We start from the raw sequence: 20,124 nt of genomic DNA on the forward strand, positions 1-20,124 counted from the left end.
TTAAGAGTTCGTCGTCAATTACTGTCTTGTAAAGTTAAATTAATTTAAGTCTGACCCTTCATGAGTCACTATTTAAACTATAATAGCACCTTAAATAATATTAAGCAACTCTCTAATTACTTTGTAAAGCCGATAAAACGGTTTCTAAATGAACGCCATGGCTTCCTTTAATCAAAATAGAATCTTTTTCAGTACGTATTTTTAATAAATCTTCAACCATAGCTTCTTTTTCATCTAAATCATAATAATGAAGATGTTGATCATCATACTTTGATTTTAATGCTGTTGCTAAAGATTTTATTTGTTCTCCGTAAAGATAAACGCTTTGAATTTTTTCATTATCAAAACTATCAGCCAAGCTGAGATGCATATCGCTAGATTGCTCACCTAATTCAAGCATATCACCCAAAACAACCATTCGATTACCTTCAACATCGCTGTTTGAGAATGCTTTGATAACAGCTTTTGCAGCTGTCGGATTTGAATTATAGACATCACTTAAAATTGACTCGCCCAAATGACCTCTAAGCCACTCTGTCCGATTCTTCGTTAAATCAAAATCACTAAGCGCCTTTACAATATTTTTAGGTGACACACGATAATGACGACCAACTGAGATAGCAGCCATCGCATTATCTACGTTATATGTGCCAATCATTGGAATTGTAAAATTAAAATCAGCCATTTCTCTCACTTTAAAGCTAGTCATTGTTTGATTGCCGACAACATTTGAAACACTCAAGTCAGCACTTTCACCATGACCGAAGCCAAATGATTGCTGTTCAATATTGGAAACACGTTCTCTTAATAACGGTTCATCTGCATTATAAACCAACAAGCCGTCTTCTTTCAGCCCATTCACAATTTCCATTTTTGCATCCGCAATTTTATCTCGCGTACCAAAAAATTCGATATGTGCTTCGCCAATCATCGTAATAACAGCGACATCAGGTTGTGCAATTCGACTTAAAAAGTCTAACTCACCAGGATGATCCATCCCCATTTCGACAACAACAACTTCCGTATTAGGTTCTATACTTAATAAAGTCATCGGTACGCCTAAATGATTATTGAAATTCGCTTCCGTTTTACAAACATTATATTGCTGACTTAAAATTTCTGTAATCATATCTTTAGTTGTCGTTTTACCGTTACTACCAGTAACTGCGACAACTTTAGGATTAATTTTATCCAAGTAATGTTTTGCTAAATCTTGGTAAGCCATTAATGTGTCATCTACTAAGATAGCTGGGATTTTCGTTGGCATTGTATCTTGATGGTCAACTGCCCATAAAGTCGCTGTTGCACCATTATCAATCGCACTTTGGATATAATCATGACCGTCATTTTCTGCCACAATAGGTACAAATAAACTGCCTTCCGTTAGTTGTCGACTATCAAATGAAACACTCGATATATTAATTGGTTCATCAGTAATTTCGTTCTTGGCGCTAACTGCGCTCGCAATTTCAGTTAATTGCATTTTCATTATATAAACCCTCGCATTCATATGACCATTAAATCTATTGTTTACTATTATTTGCCTGATTTTTTTTCAATGCTAATTGTAATAATTCTTCAATTAAATCACTGTAACTCAGCCCAACGGCTTCCCACAATCTTGGATACATTGCATTTTTATAAAATCCTGGCATTGTTGTAATCTCATTTAAATAAATATCTTGGTTAGCGCTAATTAAAAAATCACACCTAGCAAGCCCTGATCCATCAATAACCGCAAAAGCTGTTTTAGAAAAACCAACTATCTTATCCAATAATTCCTCATCGAGTTCAACTGGAATTCTGGCTTCGTGATCTTCCTTCATTGCAAGTTTACGATCATAGACGTCATCAAACGACAAAATTTCTCCTGGTACACTTGTTGCGATTTCTTCGTTACCTAATAATCCAATTTCAATTTCACGTGCTACAATGCCTCGTTCTACAATCACTCGAGGACCAAGTTCAAAAGCATTATCAATTGCATATTGTAATTCAACACTATTATTCACCTGTGTAACACCGATTCCTGAACCCAAATTAGATGGTTTCACATACATTGGATAAAGTAATTCGCCCTCACATCTGGCAATCACACTTGCAGTGTTATTTTCCCAAGACTGTGAGTCAATCGCTTGGAATGGTACAACCGGAATTCCGGCTTGTTTAAAGAGTAATTTACTCATTATTTTATCATTACCGACAGCCGATGCTAGTACACTGTTACCAACATAGGGGATATTCAACGTTTCAAGTAGTCCTTGGACAGTTCCATCTTCACCATTTGGGCCATGTAAGACAGGAAAAACCACACTATCTTCAGGGTCAAATCCATTTGGCAAAAATTTTATTCCAGTTGAATTTTCATGATTATTCGTTGCTTGTCCTTTTTCATCTGTTTCTCTAAGTCTTAAATTATCAACAAATTTAACTGGTTCGTTAAGCGTCTGACCTTGCAGCCAATTCCCCGTTTTCGTAATATAAACTGGAATTACCGAATAGTATTGGTAATATATCGCTTGTGTTATTTGAAAAGCAGTTGAAAGTGAGATCTCATGTTCTGCACTTTTACCACCATAGAGTAAATAAACTCGCATTCGTATTGCCCTCCATTTTTTGCACGTCCTATTGTACCATTCTTTTTAAATTCAACAAAAATAAAAAAAGATAACATAATAATACGTTATCTTTTTAGAATATAATACTGTCTTCAAAAGCAGATTTGTTAGAAACTTCGATAAACCATTCTTGATCTACAAATCGATACTCCAAATTAGCAACTAACTTGGCACTTTCTGTCTCCAATGTTGGCTCATGCCACTTCATCTGAGAAACGTTATCTATCATAATATAGACAGGTAATATTAACTTCGTATTATTAATTGTGATCCTTGAAAAATCTAATATTACACCTTCAACAAATAATGGCATTAATTCTTCAACAATTTTTTTAGGTATCTTTTTCAACGTCATAGGACGTCGTCTAAACAGACCATTTTTTTCACGATACGATTGATTCGCATGTCTAATAATTGATTTAGAAAAAACATTATAAAATTGCGTTAAATAACGATAGTAGATTTTTAATGCATCATTTGGTAACGTTAAAAAAACGTAGTCATTCTGCAATTTATAGTAAAAAGGTGATTGAATATGAGAAAATGCATGTCCCAAATATAAGAATTCTGCTACTTCTCTTGGTGTTATTAATTCTAAATCATCTTGACTATCGAAATCAATCCAACTTTGCTTTAACCCAACAGTCTTTTTATTCAAATAACGTGCAGTATCTTCTTCCCCGGTTACCGTGTTAAATCCTGTTGCGATGTCAATTTCATTTTCATAATCCACTGGGTTTAACGATAAAATATTAGTTGGTAATCTGGGAATGCTTGTTATGAAATCTTCTTTGGAAATCCCATATGATAAAATCAAATGAGAAACCGTTTCAACATGAACGTAGACTAAATTGTCTCTCACCACTATCATCCCCATTTTATAAAATAGTTTACATTGCTTCTAATCTTTCAATTCTATCTTCCATCGGTGGATGTGTTTGAAATAATCCAGTTGTTTTTTTCTTCAATGGATTTGAAATATAAAGTGCCGCACTACTTGGATCGGCACGTTCCATTGGTTTACTATCAGAAATTTTTTCCAACGCATGGATTAGTCCTTGCGGATTACGCGTTAATTCAACAGCAGAAGCATCAGCCAAATATTCTCTGTTTCGAGAAAGTGCAAGCTGAGCAATTGTTGCTGCAATTGGTCCTAAAATAACCAATAATAATGATAAAATCATCAAAATAATTTCTAATGATCCGCCACCTTCTCGATCATCACTTCGACGGCGACCTCCGCCCCACCAAAATGAGTTCATTCCAATATTTACTAATAATGAAATTGCTGCCGATAATGCTAATGCAATTGTTGATAATCGAATATCGTAGTTGCGTACATGCGAAATTTCATGCGCCATAACGCCTTCTAATTCTTCACGATTTAATCGATTGATTAAGCCACTTGTTGCAGCAACTGCCGCGTGTTCTGGATTATTTCCCGTTGCAAACGCATTAGGACTATCATCTTCAATAATAAACACTTTTGGCATTGGAACTTGGCCCACAATCGCCATATCTTCAACAACATGCCATAATTCAGGTGCATCATCGACTGATTTTATTTCAGTTGCATGATTCATACTCATGACAACGCTAGTTGATTGTGAAATCATCAATCCCATATAAACAACTGCAATGACAACAGCCATAAGTAGTCCAGAAACAGCACTATTGAAAAAAACATAGCCAACGGCACTACCAATCGCAACCATCAATAAAACAAAACCAATTAAAACATAAACTGTTTTGCGCTTATTTCGCGCGATTTGATCATATAGCATTAGTTATCTCCTAACTGTTTAATCAAATGAAACGTTGGGTACAGCTTTTTCAGCTTCAGGGACTTCAAGATATTCTACTTTTGTAAAATGATGAATTCCGGCAACAATGTTACTTGGAAATGATTGAATTTTTGCATTTAAACTTGCAGCAGTTGAGTTAAATAGTTGACGTGAATAAGAAATTTTATTTTCTGTATTTGATAGTTCTTCCATTAACTTAGTGAATTCTGTGTTAGCTTTTAAATCTGGGTAACTTTCAGATAACGCAAAAATACTTTTCAATGATTGACTCAATTGATTAGAAACTTCCATTGTTGTTTCATGTGCATCCGTTGGTACTTGTGTTAATTGATTACGTAATTCAACTACTTTAGCAAATGTTTCTTTTTCGTGAGTTGCATATCCCTTAACAGTTGAAACTAAGTTAGGAATTAAATCATTACGACGTTTTAATTGGACGTCAATTTGACTCCATGATTCCTCAGTCCGGATTTTTGCTTTTACTAAACCATTGTAGCCGCTAATGTACATAATAACTAAAAGTACTACGATAACTCCGATAATAATCATTGCCATAATTTTCAGTCTCCTCTTTAAATATAAAGTGTCTTATTTTAGTTTCTATTCTTAATTATCATACCAAAGTTAGACCCTTTTAGAAAGCAATTAAGCTAACGGTTACACCAATTTATCTAACTAGTTTTAATAATGTGATTATTATGGCATAATAGCATTATTAAGAAATTTGTAAAGGGGATTATTAACATGAATGTATTATTTGTATGTATGGGAAATATTTGCCGATCACCAATGGCTGAAGCAATGTTACGAGACGATTTAGCTAAGTTAAACCTTTCTGACCAAGTAACTGTTGATTCTGCTGGCACAAGTTCTTCACAAGAAGGAAATGGCGCCCATGAAGGGACTATTACTAAACTTGTTGAACATCAGATTCCAACAGATGGCTTAATCTCACGTCCGGTTAGTTACTTAGATTTCATTAATAGTGATTTAATTATTGCAATGGATGATATCAATGTTGAGCGTCTTGAAAAAGCTGCACCTGCATCTAAAAAAGAAAAAATCGTTAACTTCCTTTCAATTGTTCCCGGTAAAGAAAAAGAATCTGTTCCTGATCCATGGATTACTGGTGACTTTGACGAAACTTATAACTTAATTAGTCTTGGAATGCCTTACTGGATTGATTATATTAAAGCACAAATTAAATAATAAAAATGACCACAAATTTTAAAATTTGTGGTCATTTTTATTATTTATTATTATGAATCATTTTAAAATACTTTTGAACTGTTTTTGGTGCAGCATTGTATGTCCAATCTTTAACATACTCACCTTGGACCATCAAACGTCCGGCACCCGTATCATCACAAGTAATTAATGTGACTAATTTTTCTCCGGGTACATCATCAATAACTTGAACGTCTGTTGCTTTGATATATTTCATTTTAGATGTTTCATACTCATAAATCTTTTTAGCATCTGTTAAATAGATTTTTTGGCCAATTTTCATGCTAACTAATGGACTAAACAATAAATCCTTTCGAATCATATGATGTCCAGCAAGTGCATAATTACCCTCGCCCATTTTTTGGTTTTCCTTTAAAGTTCCAGCAGCAAGTGCCAAGGTATCAGTGCTAACGCCTTTAGCAATCGGCAAGTTCATTGAGACATCCGGAATACTAATTTCTCCAAGTAAAACCAAATTTTTTTCATTTGCTTTTGCTTTCACGACATCTGCCGTATTCAAACTCTTAACTTCACTAAAATCAAAGGATGCTTTTTTATTTTTATTTTTATCGACTAATTCTGAATTAATGGTTGGGTCTGTTAGTCCAACAATAAAGTTTTTAATTTGTTCATTGAATACTAGCGAAAGCCCCACCAATAACAATAGTATTAATAATATAGTTGTTAGCCATTTTTTCCAACGACTTTTTTTAGCTGCTTTATTTTTTTCCATTAATAACCCCCACTTTCGCTTAACAACTATTTTACCATATAACTTTTATCCTTGTTTAGTGTTATGATTATAATTATCAAAAAATATCTTTAGGGGGACTGTTTAATTTGTTGACTTCACTAAAATCAACATTTTTTCGTTCTAGACAACCTTGGGAACAAAATTTATTTGTTTTATGGTTTGGTACGTTCATGGCTGGCGTGGCATTTAGTTTAATTATGCCATTTATGTCACTTTATATTGATACGTTAGGTGACTTCACCAAAACCGAATTAAATTTTTATAGCGGCATTACCTATTCATCTACATTTTTAATTACCGCCATTGTTTCCCCACTATGGGGTCGTTTAGCTGATCGAAAAGGTCGTAAATTAATGATTTTAAGAGCTTCATTCGGAATGGCCATTGTTTTAGGCCTGATGGGGCTTGTCAGTAACGTTTACCAATTAATTGCGTTACGTTTATTACAAGGTGTCTTTTCTGGTTATATTAGTAACTCACAGGCACTGATTGCAACAGAGACACCCAAGCGGCAAAGTGGTAAAGCACTCGGTATTTTAGTTACCGGTAGTGTTACTGGTACTTTATTTGGACCACTAATCGGTGGCGCAATAGCTGGGGTCTTCGGCTATCGTATTACCTTCTTCATTACTGCTGCGATTTTGCTAATTGTTTTCTTACTTAGTTATTTCTTTGTACATGAACATTTTACGCCTGTTGAAAAAGGTGAAATGCAAACGTCAAAAGAAATCTTCAAGAAATTACATCATCCTAAATTAATTATCGGGATGTTTGTCACTACCTTAATCATTCAAGCATCAAATTATTCCATTAGTCCTATTCTAAGCTTATACGTTCGAGAACTCTTACATAACGTTGGAAATGTTACCTTTATCAGTGGGTGTGTGGCTTCTATTCCAGGAATAGCAACGCTAATTGCTGCGCCTCGCTTAGGAGTACTAGGCGATAAAATTGGAACAGAACGTATTTTAAAAATTGCACTTACTGTCGCAATTTTCATTTTTATTCCAATGGCATTAGTGACTAATGTTTGGCAACTTGGCGGCTTACGTTTCTTAATTGGGATTACGGATGCCGCAATGTTACCTGCAGTTCAAACAATTCTAACAAAAAATACACCGGCAGAATTCACAGGTCGAGTGTTCAGTTACAATCAATCATTCCAAGCCATGGGATCAGTCGTTGGTCCTATGATTGGCTCTACCGTTTCTGGCGTATTCGATTACAAAGGTGTCTTTATTTCTACCGCTATTTTAGTTGGTATTAATCTCATCTGGGTTCTCTACGTCACAAAAGGGATGTATTCACGAAAAGCTGAATAGTAACGTTCAATCTAGTTGAACGTTACTATTTTTTTGTATAAAAAAAGGAAGAAGCTTATTGGCTTCTTCCTTTTCGAAATAGTTCTTATTTTGCAGCGTTTGCGTCTGTAAGACCATATTTCTTGTTGAAACGATCCACACGGCCATCGGCTTGAGTGAATTTTTGACGTCCAGTATAGAATGGATGTGAATCCGATGAAATTTCGACACGAATCAATGGGTATGATTTGCCATCTTCCATTTCAATTGTTTCTTCTGAATGTTTTGTTGAACCTGAGATAAATTTGTAACCTGAAGTAGTATCCATAAATACAACTTCATGGTAATCTGGATGGATTTCTTTTTTCATAAGTAAGTATTCTCCTTTGCCCTAATCCATCTGCTGAATTAGAGTTATTCTTTATATTACAACATGCACAATCTTATCACGAATTAACTCGTTTTACAATTAAATTTTATTTACTTGTTTTTGTTAACTCTTTTAAAAATTCAGCATTATTTTTTGTTTTCTTCATTTTTTGGATAACACGTTCCGTAGCACCTAGTGAATCGCCTGTCATCATCTTTCGAATCTGCCATAGTTCTTCAATTGTTTGCTTAGATAATAATAATTCTTCTTTACGTGTACTTGATTTTTTTAAATCGACAGCAGGGAAGATACGGCGTTCAGCAAGCTCTCTTGAGAGTTGTAATTCCATATTACCGGTTCCTTTGAACTCTTCATAAATCACATCATCCATTCGGCTACCCGTATCAACCAAAGCAGTTCCTAATATTGTCAGGCTTCCACCTTCTTCAATATTACGTGCAGCACCAAAGAATTTTTTAGGTCGATAAAATGCTGCTGGATCAATCCCACCTGATAACGTCCGTCCGCTTGGCGGAATCGTTAAATTATACGCTCTAGCCAAGCGAGTAACTGAATCCATTAAAATAACAACATCTTGCTTATCTTCAACTAATCGCATTGCACGTTCTAAAACAAGTTCAGAAACACGCGCATGGTTCTCTGGTTGTTGATCGAATGTTGACGATACAACATCACCTTTAATTGATCGTTCTAAATCAGTCACTTCTTCAGGTCGTTCATCAATTAATAGTACGATTAATTTTACATCGGGATGATTTTCTGCGATTCCTTGAGCAATCTCTTTAAGTAAAGTTGTTTTCCCAGCTTTAGGTGGTGCCACGATTAAACCACGTTGACCAAATCCAATAGGAGCAAATAAATCAGTTAATCTCGTTGAAAGATTTTGACTAGTTGTTTCTAAAGTTAATTGTCGATTAGGATATAAGGGCGTCAGTGCAGGAAAATGTGGACGTTCCTTTGCTTCTTCTGGATTTTTACCATTAACTGTATCAACGTGCATTAACCCATAATAACGTTCATTAGGCTTTGGTGGTCGTGCTTTACCTCCGACTAAATCCCCATTTCTTAAATTAAATCGCTTAATTTGTGAGGCAGAAATATAAATGTCCTCTTGTGATGGGCCGTAGTTAATTGGACGCAAAAAACCGAATCCATCCTGATTGGGAACAATGTCTAAGACACCTTCCATCAAAATGAATCCTTGTTGTTTTGCTTGAGCCCTTAGAATTGCCAAAGACAATTCTTTTTTATTCATTTGGCTATAATATTGTATTTTATATTCTTGGGCATAGCCATAAATTTCTTTAAGCGTCTTGTCTTTTAATTCACCCATCGTTAAGAAGTCGCTCATTTAATCACCTAATCTTCATCAATAATTTCTACATCAGCAGATAAATTTGTCATTTTTTGTACAACGCAATCATAACCACGTAAAATATTATCGGCTTTCTCAATGACAGTCGTACCATTAGTCATTAAAGCAACTTCAAGTAATGCAGCACCTGCACGAATTTCATCTGCATAAACAGTTTGGCCTGTTAATTCAGTTGATTGATTGATTCGAATAATGCCATCTTTTGATTCAATCTTAACACCCATTCGTTGCATTTCTGGAATGTGCTTAATCCGTTCAGGATAAAGTGTATCAATAATACGACTCTCACCTGTAGCCTTGAGCATAACGGCAGTAATTGGTTGTTGCAAGTCAGTTGCAAACCCAGGATATGGTGAAGTTGTCACTTCAATTGGGATAATTTTATCGCCACCAGGAACAAAAATACTATCTTCATTCACTTGGAAAGTAACGCCCATTTCACTAAGTTTAGCTAAAAATGAATCTAAATGTTCAGTAATAACATTCTTAATTAAAACGCCCTCACCCATTGCAGCAGCAAGTGAGATATAAGTACCAGCTTCAATACGATCTGGAATAATCGTATGCGTATTAACAGCTTTTAAGCTATCAACACCTTGAATTCTGATTTCACCAGTCCCCGCACCACGAATATGAGCACCCATATTATTCAAGAATGTTGCAATATCAATGGTTTCAGGTTCTTTTGCAGCATTTTCAATGATTGTGGTTCCTTTTGCACGGACAGCAGCCAATAAAATGTTAATTGTTGCACCCACTGAAACAAGGTCCATAAAAATACGGGCTCCCTTTAATCCTTCAGGGCCACTCGTAATAATCACTGCGTCTTCTTCTTCGATAACTTCAGCGCCAAGAGCTTTAAATCCCTTGATGTGTTGATCAATCGGACGTGGTCCAATATTATCACCACCAGGAAATCCAACAACTGCACGACCGAACCGACCTAATAAGGCACCCATAAAGTAATAAGAAGCTCTTAAACTTTTAATGGCACCACCAGGTAAAGGTTCATCCTTAATCATCGTAGGATCTACCATTAAGTTACCAGCGTTAAATTCAGACTTAACATTCATTTGATCTAAAATTTTCATTAAATTATGTACATCTAAAATATCGGGGACACTGTCAAAATGCACAGGTGTATCCGCAAGAATAGCTGCAGGAATCAATGCAACAGTACTATTCTTAGCACCACCGATTATTACTTCGCCAGACAGTTTTTTACCGCCTCTAATAATCATCTTTTTCATTTATTATTTCCTCACTTAAAAGTGCTTTCACAAATTGATTATAACTATATTAATAATAAAGAAAAAGTTCACGAAATACAATAGATATTCGCCACTTTATCCAAATATACAATCTTGCCTGATACTATTTTAATAATTGAGCCATATCAGCTGGGAGTTCTGATTCAAAAGCTAATTTTTTACCCGTAAATGGATCTTCAAAGCTTAATTTAGCAGCATGTAATGCCTGTCTATCAATACCTTTGTCCATCGGGCCATCATATAACGCATCCCCAACCAAAGCATGATGAATAAAATCAAAATGTACACGAATTTGATGTGTTCGGCCCGTAACTAACTTCACATCAACTAATGTGTAGTCTGGAAATCTCGTTACAACTTTATAAGTTGTTTCTGAGGCTTTTCCTTCAGCCATAACAGAACGACGAATTTCGCCTTCCTTTTTACCAATTGGTTCTTTAATATCTCCTTGATCACTTTTAACGTCACCTGCAACAATTGCTAAGTATGATTTTTCTAACTGACCATTACTTAATTGAGCAGCAATCAAACTATGTGCAAATCCATGCTTAGCTAATAAAACAAGTCCACTTGTAAAACGGTCTAAACGCGTAATAACATGTGGCACGAAACTACTTGAATGAGTTGCAATCAAATGGCCTTTAACACGGTTAACCAATGTTGTATCTTCATTAGATGGGCCTGGCACGGTTACCATACCAGCTGGCTTATCGACTACTAACCAGTTTTCATCTTCAAAGACGATATTTAATGGTTCATCACTTGCATGTATGGCATCGTTATCTGGTTCTTCTGGCAACGTCAAAATAACTTCATCACCATCAATCAGTTGATAATCCCAATATTCATTCTTTTTGTTAACTCGAACTTGTCCCTCGCCTTGTTTAATTCTGGCGATTAATCGTTTACTAACGCCAACCTCAATTAAAAATTTTTTTAAACTAATTGTGCCTTCACCATTGTTTGTTAGCGTAAATTGCATGTCATTATCCTTCATTTCTCGTCATAACGTTTATTCTCTATCTTATCACACTTGGTAGCCTATAAAAAAAGGCGATTATAATCGTTAAATTATAATCGTCTTTTTTTATTTTGTAATAAATAAATGTTTGCCCAATTCGATACTGTTTAATGCTTCAAAAGAAATCCCCCACGAATATCTCTTGTTAGTTCTCTATAATATAGAGTATACCGAATGATTCATGGGTTGTACTATCAAAAAAAAAACTAGAAACATTTTTACTGATAGTGTTTTCTATTCACGTTTAACAGTCGTTTCCCCATCTCTGGCATATCATTATCAAGTCCTAATGCAGTGATAATATACTTATCAAATGCATTGTTTTTATAATTTTTATTCATGAAATTAGTAACCACCATATCATATCGTTGACTAGAATCATAAATACTGACATTAACGCGTAAATTAATATTTAAATCTTGACTCATATTTCTGACAAATAATTCTTTAATTCGCTCGTTTGCATTTAAATCAACCCCAACTGTTAACATGGTTTCTTTTTCTAACAATCTAGCGCTAAAAATTTCGACCATTTTATTAATAAATGGCTGCCTGTATCGCTTATAGAAATCAGACCATTTTTTAGCTAATAATGGACTGTCGATTAATTCATCCATGGCAATCTCAACATGACGTCGAACTGAATGATTTGAATATTTTTTTCGATAACTATTCATCATGTAAGTTCCCACGGCATCCATCGTTCCATGAAAACAAAATGCTTCAGTACAAATTGGGTACAATGATTTACTAACATTTTCACCGATAATTTTAACATCTAATTTAGATTCAAATCCTTGTTCCAAATATTTAACAGCTTGTTGAAGTTTGGTGTTATTTGTGTGATTAATTGCAATAAAATCGCGGGACAAGTAAGCACTTGAAGGAACTGAAACAAAAGCAGTTGTCCAAGCGTAAAGTAGGGCGCTCTCAAAATGAACATCAATTTTATTTGAGAACTTAATATAAATATCTTGCATCTTTTCTTCAACTTGGTTAAATAGTGAATTATTTGCAATCATATCTGCTAAATCATCAGAAATCACCCAATTATCACGATCTTTTCGCATCATTCGATGAACACTGACCTTCATCCAAATTCTAGTCCTCATTAAATTACTATCATTCACATTGAAGTTAAAATATGTTTCAAATACTTTAATGTATTCAAGAATGACGCCCGCTTCTATCGTATCATTATAGTTAAAATCTGTCGCTAGAAATAGTGAATAGTAAAAAAATCTAATTTGTAATTCAGAACCAACTACCTCACCATGTGCAATTTTAATCTGAAATTCAGACAACAAATTATTAAGTTGCTTAATTCTTCTGAAGATAGATGATTCACTAACATTTAAACTAAGACTCAAATTTTCAATACTGCTATTTTCATCATAATAGAATGCCATTAAAATTTGGTAATTAATAGACTCTTTCACATACCGATAAACCGTTTCGTAAAAATTAATTTTGCCTTTACCTATAAATTGAATGTTATTCTTTTTTATGATCATATAGGGTTCATCACCTGAATTGAATTCGCCATCCAATTACTCTAGTGCAACTCGCAAAGCTGTATTTGAAACATTTAATCGATTACAGATTACTTTTCTTGATAACCCATGTTCATTTAATGATAGCAATTCAATAATTTCACATATTAAAAACTCTGGTCGATCCAGAATATCTTTTTTGTACATTTATTCCTCCGAGAATTCTCATAATTACCAGCATGTCAACTTTAGTAAGAATATTATATATTTTATTTTAACACAAAACATTAAAAAGAGAATTTTCTAACACTATCTTAACAATTATCGTTAACCAGTTAGTTTCTATTTGATTTCTAAATAAAAAAGATTAACTTAAATAAGTTAATCTTTTTACGTTTAAACTTGTTTAATAAACTTAACGAATGCTTGTTGGCCGTGGTCATCTTGTTTATAAACCCCAGCATCTTCAAGAACACGCATAAAGACTTTTCCAACTTCGTTTTGTACGAGCTCACTAACCGTCTCTTTAGAAATCATCGAATTATCACGCTTAATTTCATCAGCCCAAGTTTTATGATAAGCCGCCATGACATTTGGTTGATCTGTTAGATACTTCTCAACCTCTGTTATTTCAGTTTTCAAACGAGGTGGTAAAATAGCTAATCCCATAACTTCAATCAAGCCAATGTTTTCTTTTTTAATATGTTGAACATCAGCATGTGGATGATAAATACCATCTGGAAATTCATCAGATGTTTGATTATCTCGCAAGACTAAATCCAATTCATAACGACCGTCACGCATTCGAGAAATTGGCGTCACAGTATGATGTGGCGTACCGTCAGCATCTTTTGCCAAAATTTGTGCATCGGCATCACTATATTCTTGCCAAGACGTTAAAATTTTTGCTGCTAAATCAGCTAATCGTTCTGGATTTTCACCATTTAAACGAATGACTGACATTGGCCAGTTCACAATACCTGCTTGAATGTCATCAAATCCTGCAAATTGCATTGTTTGACTCATTTCTGCCTTTGCCATTGGAAAATCATGACGTCCACCTTGATAGTGTTCATGCGTTAAAATTGAGCCACCTACAATTGGTAAATCTGCATTACTTCCCGCAAAATAGCCCGGGAATTTTTTAACAATTTGAAGTAAATCTGAAAATGTCGTTTTGTTAATTACCATAGGTTCATGCTTTTCATCTAAGAAAATTGAATGTTCATTGAAGTAAGCATAAGGCGAATATTGAAAGCCCCATGTTGCATCCCCCAAATCAAATCGTACAATCCGATGATTGCGACGAGCTGGGAAATCTAGTCTTCCAGCATAGCCTTCATTTTCCATACATAATTGGCATTTAGGATAACCCGTTTGTTTCATTGTTTTAGCTAAAGCAATTTGCTTTGGATCTTTTTCAGGTTTAGATAAATTAATGGTGATTTCTAAATCACCATAATTTGTTGGTACCTGATAAGCAATGTTTTTCGCAATAGCCGCAACTTTGATGTAATCGTTAGCCTGACTTAATTCATAAAAATAAGCCAAAGCTTTCTCTGGGTCTTTTGCGTATAAATCCCAGAAATGTTTATTCACGTGACTTGGAATTGGTGTGACCAGATCCATTAATTTAGCACCAAGAATATCTTGCTCCGCGATTAGAGCACTGATTTTCTCGTTTTTGATTGCTAAATTAAGTAGCTCGTCTTTAACAGCAATTATTGTGTCAGAAACTGGTTCAGTTACTTCTATCTCTGATTCACCAACCAAATCTAAAACGACGTTTACTAAATAAATTTTATCATCTGTCGAATAAGTCGTTGGATCAAACTGAATAACTTTATCGACGAATTTTGAAATTAATTGTTTAGAATCCATGTTTTTCCCTCTATCTCTTTATGCTTAATCTAATTTTTTAGCGCCATCAGCAATTTCTGCTAAATAGAAACTTGGTGCATAACCGATTTTTTCTTCGTAGATACGACCCACTTCACTTTCAAATGCGTCAACTTTGTCTTTAGCAACAATGGCAATTGCACAACCACCAAAACCAGCACCAGTCATTCGAGCACCTAGTACTCCTGGTTGTTCCCATGCTGTTTCAACAAGTGTATCAAGTTCAATACCCGTTACTTCATAATCAAATTGTAATGAAACATGTGAAGCGTTAACTAATTTACCAAAACGTACTAAATCTTCATTTTTCAAAGCTTCTTGAGCCATAATCGTCCGTTGGTTTTCTGAAACTGCATGACGCGCACGTTTTAGAAGGTTTTCTTTTTGGATTAAGTATGTTTGTAAATCAAAGCTAGCATTGTCCAAATCACCTAATGATTTAATATCATTTTTCTCTTGTAATAATGCTAATGCTGCTTCACATTCACTACGTCGTTCATTATATTTAGAATCTGCTAATTCGCGACGTTTATTTGTATTCATAATAATAATAACGTTGTCTTTTAAATCAATTGGTACTAAATCGTAATCTAGTGTATTTGTATCCAGTAAGATAGCATGATTTGCTTTACTCATACCGACTGCAAATTGATCCATAATTCCTGAATTAACACCGATAAATTTATTTTCTACCATGACACCTGTTTTAACAAGATCAACACGATCAATGTCTAAATTAAATTGATCTTCTAAAATAACACCCATCAATAATTCAATTGATGCAGATGATGATAAACCAGCACCATTTGGAATGTTACCTTCAAGTAAAATATCTAATCCTTTATCAATAACATAACCTTGCTCTTTCAAGTAAACAATCATCCCTTTTGGATAATTAGCCCAGTTATGTTCTTTTTGATATGATAAATCACTTAAATCAAATGAGACAACGCCATTATCTTTAAAGTTATTTGACATGATATTAATTGTTGTATCATCACGTTTTGTTGCAACTGCATATGTGCCTAATGTAATTGCTGTTGGGAAAACATGTCCACCATTGTAATCAGTATGTTCCCCAATTAAGTTGATACGACCTGGTGAGAAGTAACTTGCATTTGCGTCCACACCGTAAACATCTTTAAATTCGCTCTTTAATTCATTAATTTTCATTATATTTTCCTCCAATTTATTAACCGCTTTCATTTTACTAAATATTTACTAAAATTACAATCTTTTTACGACATTCTTTTTATTATGGTAAACTGATACACATAACCAATCAATCAGGAGGTAGTCATGGCAACACTTAAAGACATTGCACAGTTGGCAAAAGTTTCTAATGCAACTGTTTCTCGCGTGTTAAATTACGATCAAACATTATCCGTTGGCGACGATACACGTAAACGAATCTTTGAAGCAGCTGAAAGTTTAAATTATTCAAAAAATAAAAAGAAATCCAGTACACCTCAAGGTAAGATTGCTATTATCGAATGGTATACAGAAAAAGAAGAATTAGATGACCTGTATTACCTTTCAATTCGAATTGGTATCGAACGTAAATTAATTGAACTCGGTTATGAAATTACACGTTTTTTCCAAAATGATCAATTTAGCGCCTTGACTGATACTCTTGGTGCTATTGTTATCGGTAAATACAGTGCAGCACAAATAGCCGGATTTAAAGAACTAAATTCTAATTTAGTTTTTGTTGATATGAACACACTAAATTTTGGTATTAGTTGCGTCATGACTGATTTCAAAACGCCAGTTACAACCGTTATTGACCATTTTAAAAAACAAAATTTAACTAAAATTGGCATGATTGCAGGACAAGAAAGTACATTTGATGATGTCAATTTAGGCCCAGATTCCCGCTTCACTCACTTTAAAAATCACTTAGAACGTACTAGCAACTACCATCCCGAATGGGTTTATACAGGCGATTTCACGCCAGAATCAGGTTATCAATTAACCTTGAAATTATTAAATGATCAATCAGATAATTTACCAGAAGCGTTGTTTATTGCAAATGACGCAATGGCTGTCGGTGCATTACGTGCATTAAATGAAATATCAATTAAAGTGCCTGAACAAATCAGTTTAATTAGTTTTAATGACACATCTATTGCTGAATATACTTTCCCAACGCTTAGTTCAGTTAAAGTTTATACAGAAAAAATGGGTCAATCTGCTGCAGAACTATTAGTCAATCAAATGTCGATGACTGAAATTATCCCTCAGATTATTACCATTGGAACAACCTTAACACTTAGGAATAGTTCCAAATAAAAACAACTGGTATTCAGAAATTAATCTGAACATCAGTTGCTTTTTATTTTTTATTACGACCAATTAACCAGAATACTAGACCAACAGCAAGTAAAATTAAACTACCCACTAACATGGTATTAAATGTGTCACTGATATAATTATTCACAATATCAGTAAAAACAGAAGCTTTACTAGACACAATACCAATTAGGCCACTGTACAAGGCAATTGCAGAACCAATTGAAACTAGAACACCACTCCAGATTGCACTGAATCCGACGTATTTAAGCGGTATAAAGAATGCCCGATTAATAGCCAGTAAGAGTAGCGCAAAAATAACAGAAGCTATTAAACTATACATAAAGGCTGTTTGGACTATTACTTTTACCGAACTAACTGTACTAGCAATTTTTGAAAGATATGGCGTTTGGATATTATTCGTCAAATATTCACTTAAATTACTTTTAAAAGTTGCGACAATCCCATCAATTTTAGCGCTAACCAACGGATTTGATGTGTCCGTTTTTTTCATAACGTTGCTAGCAACTTGATTGGTAATCTCAGTTGGATTGATGACAGTTTGTTTTCCAGCATATACGTTACTAAAACTATTTTTCGCAATGTTAGTAACTTGTTGATTCGTTAAAGCATCTTTAACAGCTGACGTTGGCACATCATTTAATGTCGCAATACTTGAAATACCATCATTCATCTGTCGTGTCACAAGTGTCACGTTCGAATCTGTTAAAATTTTTTCTTCAGTATAAGTTTGATTCAAAACGGTTATTTTTAAGACACTTGTCACAAATAGTACGATTAAACTAAGGCTCAAGAAGAAAGATATCCAGCCGTTTAGACCTTTATGGTTGTCTATCTGATAGGTCTCAGTATGTTGCTTTTGGAATTCTGCACGCATGATTCTATCCCCTTTTGTTAATTCTCAAATTATTTAAATTTTAACATTCAATTGTAGGTTAATTGTACGCGACATGATTGAAAAATGGTAGTTTGATTTATTAATCATGAAATTTTATCATTATGCCCCATTATGTTATTATCCCAGTAATTACTGTTTAACTTTTTCAAACTAGAAAGAGGTTATATCATGCCTAATAGCTTAGGATTAATTTTAAAAGAAACTCGCCAATCGCTACACTTAACTCAAAAAGAAGTTTCCAAAGATATTTGTGCGCAATCGATGCTTAGTGCTATTGAAAATAATAAATACATACCTAATGCACAGCTCTTAATCCAACTATGTCATAAATTATCGATTACTTTAGACCAAATAAGTCTTCTGGAAAATTTTGATATCAGTTCAGAAAATGAATTCAATGAACGTGTATCTAAGTTATGTAATCAACACCAATACAAAGAGTTACTCCAGTTTCTAAATAAAGAAACGGTTACCAATAATTTAAAAACGGATAAGCAACTTCAGGCATACTATTATTATATCGGTATTGCAACTCTACATACTGAAAATAAATTGATTGCTACCGAAAAATATATTAAGTTGTCCCTTGCTTCCAGTAATAAAATTCTGCCAGATACCCTTACCCGACTTGGTACCGTCTCTTTGGCCTTTATATATGCAAAGCAAAATTTACAAAATAAGGCTGAGAAATATATTGATCAGACTTTTATGGACTTTAATAAATTATTTTATGAAGAAAATCAAAATATTTTATTCTATTTGACAGCACTTATTTATTTTAAGCTCAATAATTTAACAATGTCTCTTAATTGGATAAACAAGTCTGTTAAATTCGCTACTGATCATAACTCACACTATATGTTAGCCAACTCTTTTTATTTAATGGCTCAAATTGCAAAAAGAGCAGAAGATAAAGATAATTTTTTAGCCGCTACTGAAAAGCAACAGCTACTAACTGGCCTTTTTAATGAACAAATTTATAAAAATATTTAGAATATCAGAATACTGATTTTTAATTTTTACTCAAATTGGATAGGATGAAGTCATCAAATAAAAGGAGGTTTCATCCTATGGAAAAACCACTATTTTCAAATGTTATTTCAATCAAATCAAGTAAAGAAAAAATCGCGTTGTTTTTAAAAAATCCGGAAACTTTACTGAAATGGATACCTGATATTATTCAGGTACAGCCAATTGACAACAATAAATTCAATATTCACAGAACAGATTCTGCTTTGAATAAAAATGAGGAAATTTCTGTTAGTTCAGAAAATGATACAATCTACTATGAAAGTACCGGAGGAAAACTCGAATACACTCTAATTTTTAATTTGACTAGTAAAAATGCAACAACATTATTAGAAGAAAATTTTTACTTGTCTGAAAATGATCATTCACATTTACCATTAAAATTACTCATGCCAATCGCTAAACATGCCTTTAATTCAAACTTACAAAGCTTTAAACGAATAATTGAAAACAACTAAAAAAGAGATTCCTGCAAGGAGTATGGCTAATTTTTGTTACTTCTTGGTAGCTTGTAAAATTAATCCGAACGCTGTTCGGACAAAAAAGGTCAGCTTCCTTTAAAATGGTGTTTACCACAAACACACTTTCTAGGAACTGATCTTTTGTCTAGTATAACCTAATCTGAACGAATTAAAATTGAAACTTTCTGTGAGTTAGAACTATCTAATTCTGAAATGACCATCATTTAAACCGTTCACCAGGTTTCAAATTATAGTTGCAGCGCCTTAA

General features: G+C 33.9%; 20 protein-coding genes. 5 read left to right on the forward strand and 15 right to left on the reverse strand.

What is annotated here, in order from left to right; genetic code table 11:
- Positions 1-112: 112 nt before the first annotated feature.
- From AC1RPV_RS00105 to AC1RPV_RS00125, 5 genes are all read right to left on the reverse strand, one after another.
- Entirely contained in the window at positions 113-1,489 is a 1,377-nt protein-coding gene (locus AC1RPV_RS00105; protein WP_481760861.1) for a UDP-N-acetylmuramoyl-tripeptide--D-alanyl-D-alanine ligase, read from the reverse strand.
- A 34-nt stretch (positions 1,490-1,523) separates the two neighbouring features.
- Positions 1,524-2,597, reverse strand: coding sequence for a D-alanine--D-alanine ligase family protein (locus tag AC1RPV_RS00110; protein ID WP_481760862.1), 1,074 nt, complete (start codon positions 2,595-2,597; stop codon positions 1,524-1,526).
- Between the two features lie 94 nt (positions 2,598-2,691).
- Entirely contained in the window at positions 2,692-3,480 is a 789-nt protein-coding gene (locus tag AC1RPV_RS00115) for a hypothetical protein (protein ID WP_481760863.1), read from the reverse strand.
- A gap of 28 nt (positions 3,481-3,508) precedes the next feature.
- Entirely contained in the window at positions 3,509-4,402 is an 894-nt protein-coding gene (htpX, locus tag AC1RPV_RS00120) for a zinc metalloprotease HtpX (RefSeq protein ID WP_409021596.1), read from the reverse strand.
- A gap of 18 nt (positions 4,403-4,420) precedes the next feature.
- Entirely contained in the window at positions 4,421-4,978 is a 558-nt protein-coding gene (locus AC1RPV_RS00125) for a LemA family protein (protein ID WP_409021597.1), read from the reverse strand.
- Between the two features lie 189 nt (positions 4,979-5,167).
- On the opposite strand from AC1RPV_RS00125, the gene AC1RPV_RS00130 reads away from it, so the two are divergent.
- Positions 5,168-5,632, forward strand: coding sequence for a low molecular weight protein-tyrosine-phosphatase (locus AC1RPV_RS00130; RefSeq protein WP_481760864.1), 465 nt, complete (start codon positions 5,168-5,170; stop codon positions 5,630-5,632).
- 40 nt (positions 5,633-5,672) lie between these two features.
- Here the strand turns inward: AC1RPV_RS00130 and AC1RPV_RS00135 are convergent, their stop codons facing one another.
- On the reverse strand, positions 5,673-6,383 hold the full coding sequence (locus AC1RPV_RS00135) for a class A sortase (RefSeq protein WP_481760865.1): 711 nt from the start codon (positions 6,381-6,383) through the stop codon (positions 5,673-5,675).
- A 107-nt stretch (positions 6,384-6,490) separates the two neighbouring features.
- Here AC1RPV_RS00135 and AC1RPV_RS00140 point away from each other — a divergent pair, with 107 nt between their 5' ends.
- Positions 6,491-7,726: a multidrug efflux MFS transporter gene (locus AC1RPV_RS00140; RefSeq protein WP_481760866.1), complete on the forward strand. Its 1,236-nt coding sequence runs from the start codon at positions 6,491-6,493 to the stop codon at positions 7,724-7,726.
- Positions 7,727-7,811: 85 nt separating this feature from the next.
- Here the strand turns inward: AC1RPV_RS00140 and AC1RPV_RS00145 are convergent, their stop codons facing one another.
- The 8 genes from AC1RPV_RS00145 to AC1RPV_RS00180 all read right to left on the reverse strand — a co-directional run bounded on the left by AC1RPV_RS00145 (position 7,812) and on the right by AC1RPV_RS00180 (position 16,328).
- Positions 7,812-8,075: a type B 50S ribosomal protein L31 gene (locus AC1RPV_RS00145; protein WP_409021601.1), complete on the reverse strand. Its 264-nt coding sequence runs from the start codon at positions 8,073-8,075 to the stop codon at positions 7,812-7,814.
- A 106-nt stretch (positions 8,076-8,181) separates the two neighbouring features.
- Entirely contained in the window at positions 8,182-9,447 is a 1,266-nt protein-coding gene (gene rho / locus AC1RPV_RS00150; protein ID WP_409021602.1) for a transcription termination factor Rho, read from the reverse strand.
- An 8-nt stretch (positions 9,448-9,455) separates the two neighbouring features.
- Complete coding sequence (locus tag AC1RPV_RS00155; RefSeq protein WP_481760867.1) at positions 9,456-10,721, reverse strand: UDP-N-acetylglucosamine 1-carboxyvinyltransferase; 1,266 nt, start codon at positions 10,719-10,721, stop codon at positions 9,456-9,458.
- Positions 10,722-10,845: 124 nt separating this feature from the next.
- Complete coding sequence (locus AC1RPV_RS00160) at positions 10,846-11,724, reverse strand: RluA family pseudouridine synthase (protein ID WP_481762396.1); 879 nt, start codon at positions 11,722-11,724, stop codon at positions 10,846-10,848.
- 257 nt (positions 11,725-11,981) lie between these two features.
- Positions 11,982-13,277: a helix-turn-helix domain-containing protein gene (locus AC1RPV_RS00165; protein ID WP_481760869.1), complete on the reverse strand. Its 1,296-nt coding sequence runs from the start codon at positions 13,275-13,277 to the stop codon at positions 11,982-11,984.
- Between the two features lie 36 nt (positions 13,278-13,313).
- Positions 13,314-13,463 (reverse strand): hypothetical protein, encoded by a 150-nt coding sequence (locus tag AC1RPV_RS00170; protein WP_481760870.1) that lies wholly within the window; start codon positions 13,461-13,463, stop codon positions 13,314-13,316.
- A gap of 189 nt (positions 13,464-13,652) precedes the next feature.
- Positions 13,653-15,137, reverse strand: coding sequence for a UDP-glucose--hexose-1-phosphate uridylyltransferase (gene galT / locus AC1RPV_RS00175; RefSeq protein WP_481760871.1), 1,485 nt, complete (start codon positions 15,135-15,137; stop codon positions 13,653-13,655).
- A gap of 24 nt (positions 15,138-15,161) precedes the next feature.
- Positions 15,162-16,328: a galactokinase gene (locus AC1RPV_RS00180; RefSeq protein ID WP_481760872.1), complete on the reverse strand. Its 1,167-nt coding sequence runs from the start codon at positions 16,326-16,328 to the stop codon at positions 15,162-15,164.
- Between the two features lie 126 nt (positions 16,329-16,454).
- Between AC1RPV_RS00180 and AC1RPV_RS00185 the strand changes: the two genes are divergently transcribed.
- A complete protein-coding gene (locus tag AC1RPV_RS00185; protein ID WP_481760873.1) occupies positions 16,455-17,447 on the forward strand; it encodes a LacI family DNA-binding transcriptional regulator in 993 nt (330 codons plus the stop codon).
- A 43-nt stretch (positions 17,448-17,490) separates the two neighbouring features.
- Here the strand turns inward: AC1RPV_RS00185 and AC1RPV_RS00190 are convergent, their stop codons facing one another.
- Positions 17,491-18,345 (reverse strand): hypothetical protein, encoded by an 855-nt coding sequence (locus AC1RPV_RS00190; protein WP_481760874.1) that lies wholly within the window; start codon positions 18,343-18,345, stop codon positions 17,491-17,493.
- Between the two features lie 189 nt (positions 18,346-18,534).
- Between AC1RPV_RS00190 and AC1RPV_RS00195 the strand changes: the two genes are divergently transcribed.
- Together AC1RPV_RS00195 and AC1RPV_RS00200 are read left to right on the forward strand one after the other, a co-directional pair.
- Positions 18,535-19,359, forward strand: a complete 825-nt coding sequence (locus tag AC1RPV_RS00195; RefSeq protein WP_481760875.1) for a helix-turn-helix domain-containing protein — start codon at positions 18,535-18,537, stop codon at positions 19,357-19,359.
- A 77-nt stretch (positions 19,360-19,436) separates the two neighbouring features.
- Positions 19,437-19,853, forward strand: coding sequence for a hypothetical protein (locus AC1RPV_RS00200; protein WP_481760876.1), 417 nt, complete (start codon positions 19,437-19,439; stop codon positions 19,851-19,853).
- Positions 19,854-20,124: the final 271 nt, after the last annotated feature.

It is taken from the genome of Dellaglioa sp. CoH-55-MRSF-9 (assembly GCF_056782155.1).

Coding starts and splice junctions, on each gene's coding strand:
- AC1RPV_RS00110 (WP_481760862.1), bottom strand. CDS start 2,597: ATGCGAGTTTATTTACTCTATGGTGGTAAAAGTGCAGAACATGAGATC.
- galT (WP_481760871.1), bottom strand. CDS start 15,137: ATGGATTCTAAACAATTAATTTCAAAATTCGTCGATAAAGTTATTCAG.
- AC1RPV_RS00180 (WP_481760872.1), bottom strand. CDS start 16,328: ATGAAAATTAATGAATTAAAGAGCGAATTTAAAGATGTTTACGGTGTG.
- AC1RPV_RS00195 (WP_481760875.1), top strand. CDS start 18,535: ATGCCTAATAGCTTAGGATTAATTTTAAAAGAAACTCGCCAATCGCTA.
- AC1RPV_RS00130 (WP_481760864.1), top strand. CDS start 5,168: ATGAATGTATTATTTGTATGTATGGGAAATATTTGCCGATCACCAATG.
- AC1RPV_RS00105 (WP_481760861.1), bottom strand. CDS start 1,489: ATGAAAATGCAATTAACTGAAATTGCGAGCGCAGTTAGCGCCAAGAAC.
- AC1RPV_RS00185 (WP_481760873.1), top strand. CDS start 16,455: ATGGCAACACTTAAAGACATTGCACAGTTGGCAAAAGTTTCTAATGCA.
- AC1RPV_RS00135 (WP_481760865.1), bottom strand. CDS start 6,383: ATGGAAAAAAATAAAGCAGCTAAAAAAAGTCGTTGGAAAAAATGGCTA.
- AC1RPV_RS00170 (WP_481760870.1), bottom strand. CDS start 13,463: ATGTACAAAAAAGATATTCTGGATCGACCAGAGTTTTTAATATGTGAA.
- rho (WP_409021602.1), bottom strand. CDS start 9,447: ATGAGCGACTTCTTAACGATGGGTGAATTAAAAGACAAGACGCTTAAA.
- AC1RPV_RS00160 (WP_481762396.1), bottom strand. CDS start 11,724: ATGCAATTTACGCTAACAAACAATGGTGAAGGCACAATTAGTTTAAAA.
- AC1RPV_RS00190 (WP_481760874.1), bottom strand. CDS start 18,345: ATGCGTGCAGAATTCCAAAAGCAACATACTGAGACCTATCAGATAGAC.
- AC1RPV_RS00165 (WP_481760869.1), bottom strand. CDS start 13,277: ATGATCATAAAAAAGAATAACATTCAATTTATAGGTAAAGGCAAAATT.
- AC1RPV_RS00155 (WP_481760867.1), bottom strand. CDS start 10,721: ATGAAAAAGATGATTATTAGAGGCGGTAAAAAACTGTCTGGCGAAGTA.
- AC1RPV_RS00125 (WP_409021597.1), bottom strand. CDS start 4,978: ATGGCAATGATTATTATCGGAGTTATCGTAGTACTTTTAGTTATTATG.
- AC1RPV_RS00200 (WP_481760876.1), top strand. CDS start 19,437: ATGGAAAAACCACTATTTTCAAATGTTATTTCAATCAAATCAAGTAAA.
- AC1RPV_RS00145 (WP_409021601.1), bottom strand. CDS start 8,075: ATGAAAAAAGAAATCCATCCAGATTACCATGAAGTTGTATTTATGGAT.
- htpX (WP_409021596.1), bottom strand. CDS start 4,402: ATGCTATATGATCAAATCGCGCGAAATAAGCGCAAAACAGTTTATGTT.